Origin of the sequence: Flavobacterium sp., assembly GCF_050696275.1 — a bacterium.
Lineage (GTDB): Bacteria > Bacteroidota > Bacteroidia > Flavobacteriales > Flavobacteriaceae > Flavobacterium.
Window position 1 is genome coordinate 1 of record NZ_JBOGUT010000050.1, and the last position, 10,699, is coordinate 10,699.

At 34.6% G+C, this 10,699-nt stretch carries 8 protein-coding genes and 1 pseudogene; 7 read left to right on the forward strand and 2 right to left on the reverse strand.

Annotation, left to right across the window (positions count from 1 at the left end; translation table 11 throughout):
• The 4 genes and pseudogenes from ACRDEC_RS16530 to ACRDEC_RS16545 all read left to right on the forward strand — a co-directional run.
• A pseudogene (locus tag ACRDEC_RS16530) lies at nt 1-278 on the forward strand (ABC transporter ATPase); the annotation flags it as partial.
• Between the two features lie 9 nt (nt 279-287).
• Nucleotides 288-3,293 carry a glycoside hydrolase family 3 N-terminal domain-containing protein gene (locus ACRDEC_RS16535; protein WP_431499475.1) on the forward strand — a complete coding sequence of 1,002 codons (3,006 nt, stop codon included), beginning with the start codon at nt 288-290 and terminating at the stop codon, nt 3,291-3,293.
• A gap of 60 nt (nt 3,294-3,353) precedes the next feature.
• Complete coding sequence (gene bshA / locus ACRDEC_RS16540) at nt 3,354-4,484, forward strand: N-acetyl-alpha-D-glucosaminyl L-malate synthase BshA (RefSeq protein WP_431499476.1); 1,131 nt, start codon at nt 3,354-3,356, stop codon at nt 4,482-4,484.
• Nucleotides 4,481-4,915, forward strand: a complete 435-nt coding sequence (locus ACRDEC_RS16545) for a protease complex subunit PrcB family protein (RefSeq protein ID WP_431499477.1) — start codon at nt 4,481-4,483, stop codon at nt 4,913-4,915. Before bshA ends, ACRDEC_RS16545 begins: the two co-directional genes overlap by 4 nt.
• A gap of 35 nt (nt 4,916-4,950) precedes the next feature.
• On the opposite strand, the gene ACRDEC_RS16550 is transcribed toward ACRDEC_RS16545, so the two are convergent.
• Together ACRDEC_RS16550 and ACRDEC_RS16555 are read right to left on the reverse strand one after the other, a co-directional pair.
• Nucleotides 4,951-5,439, reverse strand: coding sequence for a hypothetical protein (locus ACRDEC_RS16550; protein WP_431499478.1), 489 nt, complete (start codon nt 5,437-5,439; stop codon nt 4,951-4,953).
• A gap of 85 nt (nt 5,440-5,524) precedes the next feature.
• On the reverse strand, nt 5,525-6,355 hold the full coding sequence (locus tag ACRDEC_RS16555) for a UDP-2,3-diacylglucosamine diphosphatase (protein WP_431499479.1): 831 nt from the start codon (nt 6,353-6,355) through the stop codon (nt 5,525-5,527).
• Nucleotides 6,356-6,506: 151 nt separating this feature from the next.
• On the opposite strand from ACRDEC_RS16555, the gene aroC reads away from it, so the two are divergent.
• From aroC to ACRDEC_RS16570, 3 genes are read left to right on the forward strand one after another with little or no spacing between them, the layout of a single operon-like run.
• On the forward strand, nt 6,507-7,568 hold the full coding sequence (aroC, locus tag ACRDEC_RS16560; protein ID WP_431499480.1) for a chorismate synthase: 1,062 nt from the start codon (nt 6,507-6,509) through the stop codon (nt 7,566-7,568).
• 5 nt (nt 7,569-7,573) lie between these two features.
• A complete protein-coding gene (locus ACRDEC_RS16565; RefSeq protein ID WP_431499481.1) occupies nt 7,574-8,842 on the forward strand; it encodes a dicarboxylate/amino acid:cation symporter in 1,269 nt (422 codons plus the stop codon).
• A 58-nt stretch (nt 8,843-8,900) separates the two neighbouring features.
• Entirely contained in the window at nt 8,901-10,559 is a 1,659-nt protein-coding gene (locus ACRDEC_RS16570; RefSeq protein ID WP_431499482.1) for a T9SS type A sorting domain-containing protein, read from the forward strand.
• Nucleotides 10,560-10,699 lie beyond the last annotated feature (140 nt).

Here is a 10,699-nt window from a genome sequence, read left to right on the forward strand (position 1 = left end):
GAGCGGTTGCTACAGGTTGTTCTATCGACAGCTCTGTGCAGTTTATCCAGGATTTAGAAAAAAAATACGATGTTGATTTACTTGATAAAATGAATGTGACATTCAAAAACGGAGAGTTTATCGCACATAAAACTTTAATTGAATTCAAAAAAATGGCCAAAGAAAAGGCAGTTTCGGGTTCAACAATTGTTTTTAATAATCTGGTTAATACTATCGAAGAATTTAACGATGCATGGGAAATTCCAGCCGAAGAAAGCTGGCATAGTCGTTTCTTTTAAAAAAATATAATGAAAAACCTTGTTTTTAAGTTGTTGTTATTTTCTTTCTTCTCATTATTTATGGTGAATTGTTCCGTAAAAAAAAATAGTGGGACAAAAAATAATAGCACAACCAAAAATATCGATAATTCTTCAAAAGTGAAATTTATTAATCCTTCAAAAGTAGGATTCAATTTATTTGAAGATACTCCTGCAGAACAAAAATGGGTTGACAGTATTTATTCAACGATGACTTTTGAGGAGAAACTGGGGCAATTATTTATGGTTGCAGCTTATTCCAATAAGGATTCGGTTCACTTTAATGCTTTAGATAAATTAGTCAAAAATTATAAAGTCGGCGGATTAATTTTCTTTCAGGGAGGTCCGGTTCGTCAGGCAAAATTAACAAACCGCTTTCAGACTGAGTCCAAAATTCCTTTATTCATAGGTAATGACGCTGAATGGGGATTGAGCATGCGACTGGATTCCACGTATCGTTATCCTTGGAATATGACATTAGGAGCTGTACAGGATATGAAACTGATTGAGGAATTAGGAAGCCAAATGGGTAAAGAAACGAAGCGAATGGGAATTCAGTTCAATTTTGCACCTGTAATTGATATTAATACAAATCCTAAGAACCCTATTATCGGAAACCGCTCTTTCGGTGAAGATAAAGAAGAAGTGACCAAAAGAGCCGTTGCTTTGATGAAAGGATTCCAAAATCAAGGCGTTTTTTCCACAGGAAAGCATTTTCCAGGTCATGGAGATACTGAAACCGATTCACACCACACGCTGCCAATGATCAATTTCTCAAAAGAGAGATTAGATGATGTTGAGTTTTATCCGTATAAAAAAATGTTCGATTTAGGATTGGCTTCAGTCATGGTGGCACATTTGAATGTTCCTAGTCTTGAAACACGACCTAATTATCCTTCTTCTATTTCGTATAATGTCGTTACAAACGTCTTAAAAAAACAATTGGGTTTTGAAGGGCTTATTTTTACCGATGCTTTGAATATGAAAGGAGCAAGTAATTTTAAAAAGCCGGGAGAAATTGATTTGGAAGCTTTTTTAGCCGGAAATGATATTTTGCTTTTTGCCGAAGATGTTCCCACAGCCATTGAAAAATTCAGACAGGCTTATAATGATACTTTAATTACTGACGAAAGAATAGATGCTTCAGTAAAAAAAATATTGAAATACAAATACAAAGCCGGATTGAATCACTATAAAGCAATCGAAACCGATTCGCTATACAATGATCTTAACAGACCTGTGAATGATGCATTACAGTATAAATTGTATGAAAATGCAATAACGGTTATAAAAAACGAAAATGAAATTTTGCCAATAAAAGATTTAACTCAGGCTAAAATTGCCTATGTAAAATTAGGGGATGATACCGGAACTGCTTTTTTATCTACATTAAAAAAATATACTGAAGTAACTGAAGTTGTGAATCAGAATATTGATAGTTTGAATCTGGATTTGAAACAATATAATACAGTAATTATAGGTTTTCATAAATCGGATAAAGCGTGGAAAAAACATGAGTTTACAGAAAAAGAGTTAGATTGGCTTCAAAAAATAGCAGCGAATAATAATGTCATTCTTGACGTGTTTGCTAAACCGTATACTTTATTGCCAATCAAATCTTTTGACAGTATTAAATCAGTTATTGTAACGTATCAGAATGGAGATATTGCACAGGAAGTATCTGCTGAATTGATTTTTGGAGCTATTGAAGCCAAAGGAAAATTGCCGGTTTCGATTAATTCGTTCTTTAAAGTTGGTGACGGTCTAATCACTCAAAAATTGAACAGATTAGGATTCGCTTCTCCTGAAAATGTTGGAATGAGTTCGGGAACTTTGGCTAAAATTGAAACTATCGCGAAAAAAGCAATTGATGGACAAATGACACCCGGAGCTCAAATTCTGGTCGCCCGAAAGGGAAAAATCATCTATCAGAAATCGTTCGGTTTCCATACGTATAAGAACGAAATGAAAGTTAAAAATTCGGATATCTATGATATAGCCTCATTAACCAAAATTGTTGCTACATTACCTAATGTGATGCAAGCTTATGATGAGCAGAAAATCAATCTGGAAACTACTTTAGGAACGATGATTCCTGAGGCAAAAGGAACTGATAAAGATTCAATAAGGCTGAAAGATTTTCTATCGCATTATGCCCGTTTACAGGCTTGGATTCCATTTTATAAAGCCACTTTGGATGGGAATCATAAACCATTGAAAAAATACTACAGATTGACAAGCAGTAAAGGTTTCAATGCTGAAGTTACAGAGAATTTATACATCAGAAATGATTTTAATGACAGTATAATTAAAACCATTATTGCCAGTAAATTATCAGATAAGAAAGAATACAAATACAGCGATTTTACTTTTATTTTATTGAAAGAATATCTGGAGAAATCAAACAATAAGACATTGGATATTTTATCCGAAGAGCATTTCTTTTCGAAATTAGGAATGAACAATACGATGTATAATCCTTTGCATAAATTTGACATGGATATTATTCCTCCAACTGAAAAAGATACTTATTTTCGTCATCAGGTAATACAGGGAAATGTTCATGATATGGCTGCAGCAATGGAAGGAGGAATAGGAGGTCACGCAGGAATTTTTTCTAATTCGGTTGATGTTGCCAAAATAATGCAAATGTACCTGCAAAAAGGAAATTATGGCGGAGTTCAATTCTTTTCCGAAAAAACTTTTAATGATTTCAACACCTGTTATTTCTGTACAGAAGGGAATAGGAGAGGACTTGGCTTCGATAAACCGCAAATAGAAAAGGAAGGGCCAACCTGTGGCTGTGTTTCAAAATCAAGTTTTGGACATACCGGTTTTACAGGAACTATGGCTTGGGCTGATCCTGAAACTGAAATTGTTTATGTTTTTCTTTCCAATAGAACTTTTCCGGATTCCAATGCTCCAAATAAACTCTCAAAAGAGAATATTAGAGAAGACATTCAGAAGATTATTCAAGATGCAATTATTGAAAAATAATAACGTTAATTTTGTCTAAAATTACCTATTAATTTTTGTTGTTTTAAGTAAATTCGTAGCATGAAAATAGCAATAGTTTGTTACCCAACTTTTGGAGGAAGTGGTGTTGTCGCTACTGAATTAGGTTTAGAATTAGCCCGTCGTGGGCACGAAATACATTTTATTACCTACAGACAGCCTGTACGTTTGGCGCTTTTAAATCCTAACGTGCACTACCACGAAGTAAATGTTCCCGAGTATCCTTTATTTCATTACCAACCTTATGAGCTGGCCCTTTCAAGCAAGCTGGTCGATATGGTAAAATTGTATAAAATAGATGTACTTCATGTGCATTATGCAATCCCTCACGCATATGCCGGTTATATGGCAAAGCAAATGCTGAAAGATGAAGGAATTAAGATTCCAATGGTTACAACACTGCACGGAACTGATATAACTCTTGTTGGAAATCATCCTTTTTACAAGCCTGCTGTGACTTTTAGTATCAATAAATCAGACGTAGTGACTTCTGTATCACAAAGTTTAAAAGAAGATACTCTGAGACTTTTCGATATTAAAAATGAAATTGTAGTTATCCCAAACTTTATAGAATTAGACAATAAGGTTACGGAAAACATTCACTGTAAACGTTCGGTGATGGCAAAGCAGGAAGAACGCATTGTTACACACATTAGTAACTTTAGAAAAGTAAAAAACATTCCTGATGTGGTGAAGGTTTTTTACAAAATTCAGCAAAAAATCCCAGCAAAATTAATGATGGTTGGAGATGGTCCTGAAAAAGAAGAAGCAGAGAAATTGTGTCAGGATCTTGGGATTAGTAATAAGGTTATATTTTTTGGAAACAGTCATGAAATCAATCAGATATTGAGTTATTCGGATTTGTTTTTATTACCTTCGGAAACCGAGAGTTTTGGTCTTGCCGCTCTTGAAGCCATGGCTTGCAACGTACCTGTGATTTCGAGTAATTCAGGAGGTTTGCCGGAAGTAAATATTCATGGAGTTTCCGGATATTTAAGCGACGTAGGTGATATAGACGATATGGCTGTTAATGCTTTGGAAATTTTAAAAGACGATAGTATTTTAAATCAGTTTAAAGAGAATGCCTTAAATACAGCTAAACAATTCTCAATTGAAAAAATTGTACCTTTATATGAAGGTCTATATATTAAAGCAATTCAGGAATCAATATGAAAAAAACAGTATGCTACCTTTTATTTTTAAGTTTAATGGCTTGCGGAAGTAATTCATTGAAAAACGCTGAAGCAAAAAATTCTTCAGGTAATTTTGAAGTTATTTATAGAAGTATTTATAGCGGGTTACCTCAAAAGACGTACAGAGTCATAAGAAATAATGAAGATTTCAGAGCTTTTTTCATTTCGATGAAAGAAGACAAAGTTCCAGAAGTTAATTTCGAAACTTCCAATGTTTTAATTTTAAACATGGGCCGAAAAAATACAGGTGGCTATGATGTGTTCCCTGAGAAAATGATTGACGACGGAAATAAAGTCATCATGATTATAAAGGAAGTTTTCCCTCAGAAAGGGGATATGGTGACAACAGCATTAACAAGCCCGATATGTATTGTAAAGATTAATTCAAAAAAAGAAATTATAATAAAATAAAAAAAACACCTTCATTTTGAAGGTGTTTTTTTTATTTAAAATCTGTATCGGATTCCTAAAGCGATGTCAGGTCCAAAATTATCGTCTCTAAAATCATCGGAATTAAAATAAAGCTCCGGTCTGAAGTCTAAAGATAACTGAATTGGCACATCAAAGTTATATTCAATTCCTATATCTCCAGCTGCAAAAAGGAATGTTCCGTCATCTTTATAATTATTGTGATCATAGCTCCAGCTTCCTAAACCTCCACCAACTCCGGCATACCAGTTAAATCCATTATCAATATTCCAAACCCATTGGTATAAACCTGTAAGTTTAACTGCGTCAACGTGATTACTGTTTCTCCATCCCAAATCAAATTCTAAACGATTCTTAGATGTTAAACCTCTCTGATATGATATTTCACCGCCGAAACCGTCATTATCACCTAAACGTAGACCTAAAGCGTTTTTTGAAATATCCTGCGCTTGAACTGTAAATGCTAAACCCAGTAGCATAAAAGCAGATAAAAATAAATTTTTCATAAATTTTAATTTGTTTTACTAAGATATTGAAACGTTTTTTTTGAATCGTTAGTATATTAATTTAACAAAAAACAATTTATTAATATCATTTGCGGGCGGAATTAAAATAGACCTGAGTTAATAAGTTTTCCATGTCAAAATTATCATTTTCCTCACTTTCAATCGTTTGTATTTCATTTTCGGAATACTTATACAATTTCCAACGTTTGTTATTGTATTCCAGTGACGTTAAGTTTTCAACCCAATCACCAGAATTTAAATACAATGTTTTACCGGATTTATTCTCTATTTCTTTTATTTTAGGCTCATGGATATGACCGCAAATGACATAATCATAATTTTTTTCAATGGCTAAATCAGTAGCTGTAATTTCGAAATCACCAATAAATTTCACCGCTTTTTTTACACTTGATTTTATTTTTTTTGAAAACGAATAAGGTTCTTTTCCTAATTTACTCAAGCACCAATTGATGAATCTGTTCAGTAAAATAAGATAATCATAACCCAGCCCGCCCAGTTTGGCGATCCATTTTGAATGTTGTACAGAAGCGTCAAAAACATCCCCGTGGAAAACCCATGCTTTTTTTTCGTCTAAATCCAGTAAAAGCTTATCCTGTAACGAAAAATTACCTACAAAAGTATCGCTGAATTTGCGAAGAAACTCATCATGATTCCCAGTGAGATAATGTACTTTAGTTCCTTTTGAGGCACAATTGATGATTTGTTTGATTACTCTTAAGTGTTCTTTAGGGAAGTACGATTTTCTAAATTGCCAAATATCAATAATATCCCCATTCAGAATGAGCATTTTGGGTTTTATGGAAGCCAGATAATTTGCTAATTCTTTTGCATGACATCCATAAGTGCCTAAATGGACGTCGGAAATCACCACTACTTCTACTTTTCTTTTTTTCAATTGTTATTGATTTGAAGTTTGACAAATTAAGGACTACAGTATTAATTGAACATAAATCGAATGTTAAGAAAAATATTATTTCCAATACTTTTGAAGAGCTAAACTTTTAAACTTTAAACTAAAACATTACATTTGTTTCAAACAAATAAAAATGGCAGGAAACAGTTACGGAAACCTTTTTAAAATCACCACTTTTGGTGAATCTCACGGTGAAGCTCTAGGAGGAATTATTGATGGATGCCCGGCAGGAATTACTTTAGATTTTGAAGCGATTCAGATAGAAATGCAACGCCGTAAACCAGGTCAGTCATCAATTGTTACCCAGCGTAAAGAAGAAGATGAAGTTCAGTTCTTATCAGGTATTTTTGAAGGAAAAACAACAGGTACGCCTATTGGCTTTATTATTCCAAATACCAATCAGAAGTCTGATGATTATTCCCATATAAAAGACAGTTACAGACCAAGTCACGCTGATTATGTATACGAGAAAAAATATGGTATCCGTGATTATCGCGGGGGCGGAAGAAGTTCAGCCAGAGAAACGGCGAGCAGAGTAGTTGCCGGTGCTGTTGCAAAGCAAGTCATTTCGGACATAAAAATAAATGCTTTTGTTTCTTCAGTTGGAGATATATTTATAGATAAACCTTATCAGGATCTGGATTTTTCATTGACTGAAAGTAATCCGGTTCGTTGCCCTGATTTAGCTTCCGCTGAAAGAATGGAAAACTATATCAAAGAAATTCGTAAACAAGGTGATACCGTTGGCGGAACCATAACCTGTGTTATCCAGAATGTCCCAATCGGACTTGGAGAGCCGGTTTTTGATAAACTTCATGCCGAACTGGGAAAAGCCATGCTTTCCATTAATGCAGTAAAAGGTTTTGAGTATGGAAGCGGATTTTGTGGCGCTAAAATGAAAGGAAGCGAACATAACGATTTATATAACGAGGACGGAACAACGAAATCGAATCTTTCCGGCGGAATCCAAGGAGGAATCTCAAACGGGATGGATATTTATTTTAGAGTAGCTTTCAAACCTGTCGCTACTTTAATCCAAAAGCAGGAAGTTTTAACCAATACGAACGAAATAGTTGAACAACAGGGTAAAGGTCGTCATGATCCTTGTGTTGTTCCGCGTGCAGTACCTATAGTAGAAGCTATGGCTGCTATCGTTCTGACCGATTTTTATTTACTAAACAAAACTCAAAAATAATTCAAATGCATACACATTCACCTGAGGCTGAATCGACAAGAAAAAAATCATTTTTAAGTAACCTAACTGTTCAAATCCTAATTGCAATGGTATTAGGAGGTGTTTTAGGTATATTTATCCATAATAATTATTCTGCGGAAGCGGCAAAAGAATTCAGTGGCTATATAAAAATGCTGGCCACTATATTTATCCGTTTGGTACAAATGATTATTTCTCCATTGGTATTTACGACATTAGTAGTAGGAATTGCAAAATTAGGAGATATAAAATCTGTCGGTCGAATTGGAGGAAAAGCATTAGGATGGTTTTTTACGGCCTCCTTTATTTCTTTATTAATTGGAATGTTCTGGGTAAATATTTTACAGCCTGGTACAGGTTTGCATTTATCAGATGTTGATGTTTCCACAGCAGCTGAAGTAACAGATAAAACACAGGGTTTTTCAGCTCAAAATTTTGTCGAGCACATTATTCCAAAGAGTATCTTCGAAGCCATGGCAACCAATGAAATCTTACAGATTGTAATTTTTTCCATCTTTTTTGGATTGGCAGCTGCTTCATTAGGTGATTATACAAAACCGGTTGTTAATGCTTTAGATAAAACTTCTCACATCATTTTGAAAATGGTTAATTATGTGATGAAATTTGCTCCTCTTGGTGTTTTTGGTGCCATTGCAGGTGTTTTTGCCATTCGTGACCTTGAAGAATTATTGGTGACGTATGCGAAATTCTTCGGATCCTTTCTAGTAGGAATATCTACATTATGGATAGTTTTACTTTTTGTAGGCTATATTTTCCTTAAAAAACATATGACTCAATTATTGAAGCACATAGTAAGTCCATTGATTATTGCTTTCGGAACAACCAGCAGCGAAGCAGTATTCCCGAAACTGACAGAGGAATTAGAAAGATTCGGTATTAAAGACAAAATTGTATCATTTATGTTGCCTCTTGGTTATTCGTTCAATCTTGACGGGAGTATGATGTATATGACTTTTGCCAGTATTTTTATTGCGCAGGTTTATAATGTGCATTTGGACTTTCCTACACAATTGACCATGCTTTTTGTATTAATGTTAACCAGTAAAGGAATTGCCGGTGTACCAAGAGCCAGTCTGGTTGTAGTGGCTGCTACTTGCGGAATGTTTAAAATTCCTGTTGAAGGGATTGCTTTAATATTACCTATTGACCATTTCTGTGATATGTTCAGAAGTGCCACTAACGTTTTAGGAAATGCATTGGCGACTTCTGTTGTTGGAAAATGGGAAAAAGATTAATAATAGAAATTAAAAATATATACTATATTTGATGTAATAACCTTTTAGACATCAAATTATGAAAAGAAAATTACTTTGTTTTTTATTAGTAACACTCTGTTTTGCTGTAAATGCACAAACCGATTATTACGTTGCGTTAGCTAATAATAATTCCACTTCAGGTAACGGAAGGGCTCCTCAGGGATCTACCAGGTATAATAGAAGTATTTGGTTAATTACCACAGCTGAAATGACTGCTGCAGGATTTACAAATGGTTCAGTAGTAAATTCTTTGGGATTCAATTTTGCAACAGCGCAAAACATTACTACGACTGGTAATATTATAATCTATCTGCAAAATACTGCTGATGCAACTAATACCAAAAGTACCGCTTGGGCAACCGCTATTACAGGTATGACCACAGTGAGCAATGCGAGTGTAACGCTTCCAGCAGCTGCCGGAGCATTTGATATTCCTTTTTCAGGAGGATCTCCATTTACATACACAGGAGGAGCAATATATGTAGCTTTCGATTATCAAAATGCTGCAAATCCTGTAGCGACAACTCCTAATGGTGCTTTATGCAGTACTACTTTGGCTAATGGATTAAAAAGTGCTTTCAGTCCTACTGCAGCGCCGACAACAATTGTAGCCTCAAATTTCCGCCCTGAAACAAGGCTTGGGAAATCTGTGACTTGTGCAAGACCAACAGCCTTAGGATTTAATACACCAGCTTTAAATTCGGTGAACCTTACTTTTAACGTCACTGGAGGTGGAACAGTTACTTTAGAATATGGACCATATGGTTTTGTACAAGGAACTGGAACTACTGTTAACAGTATAACGAGCCCTTATAATTTGTCTGGTTTGACACCAAACAGTACTTATGAGTACTATGTTAGAAAAGATTGCGGCGCAGGAAACTTGAGTATATGGGAAGGACCATATCCGTTTCATACTATTTTTCAGTCGACCAGTCCAAGTTATAATACCAGTTTTGAACATGTAGATTTTCCTTTTGTAGGATGGTTGGCTGTTCCTAATAATACGGCAAACTCTTGGTTTATTAATTATGGAGGACCTGCAAGTGCTTTAGTACAGCAAGGGGAAAGTTCTGCAGTAGCGATAACACCAGCTGCAGCTGCGGCAAATGAAAGACTTTTTTCAAGGGGTATAAATTTAACCGCAGGTTCCACTACTACAATAACATATTATGTAAGAAACTATCAGGCGACAACAACAGCAACAGCAAATTACCAACTGACAGTAGGAACTGATCAGACTGCAGCTTCTCAAACGACAGTTTTAGCTACAGAAACAGGGGTAAGCAATACTGCTTTTGTACAGAAAACCTATAATTTTACGCCTCCAGCTACAGGTACTTATTATTTCAGTTTCCTGCATAATTCTGCTGCAAATGCAACACCTAATTCTACACATGCGCTGATTATTGACAATGTTACTGTCACAGAAGTGCTATCTACTAAAGATTTCTTGTTTTCAAAAATTGCAGTATATCCGAATCCTGCGTCTGATTTTATCATGATTTCCAATACTAGTAATATTGAGATTAATGAAGTAAATATTGTTGATGTTAACGGAAGAACAGTTAAATTATTTAATCCTAAAAGCGATCAGGATGTAAAAATGAATATTTCTGATTTGACAGCAGGTATTTATTTTATGGATATCAATACAAGTGAGGGATCAGCTACAAAGAAAATTGTAAAACAATAAAAAATAAATAATTCTGAGTCGTCCTAAAATAGGTTGACAAGTTTTACAATAAATTAATTAAAACCAGTGAAGTTAACTTCACTGGTTTTTTCATATACAAAGTTAGGTGTTTTCATATTTAAACTCAAATGTGGTCTTTT

Bases quoted from the DNA above. Each gene is read 5' to 3' on its own strand.
- ACRDEC_RS16535 (WP_431499475.1), top strand. From the start codon at position 288: ATGAAAAACCTTGTTTTTAAGTTGTTGTTATTTTCTTTCTTCTCATTA.
- bshA (WP_431499476.1), top strand. From the start codon at position 3,354: ATGAAAATAGCAATAGTTTGTTACCCAACTTTTGGAGGAAGTGGTGTT.
- ACRDEC_RS16545 (WP_431499477.1), top strand. From the start codon at position 4,481: ATGAAAAAAACAGTATGCTACCTTTTATTTTTAAGTTTAATGGCTTGC.
- ACRDEC_RS16550 (WP_431499478.1), bottom strand. From the start codon at position 5,439: ATGAAAAATTTATTTTTATCTGCTTTTATGCTACTGGGTTTAGCATTT.
- aroC (WP_431499480.1), top strand. From the start codon at position 6,507: ATGGCAGGAAACAGTTACGGAAACCTTTTTAAAATCACCACTTTTGGT.
- ACRDEC_RS16565 (WP_431499481.1), top strand. From the start codon at position 7,574: ATGCATACACATTCACCTGAGGCTGAATCGACAAGAAAAAAATCATTT.
- ACRDEC_RS16570 (WP_431499482.1), top strand. From the start codon at position 8,901: ATGAAAAGAAAATTACTTTGTTTTTTATTAGTAACACTCTGTTTTGCT.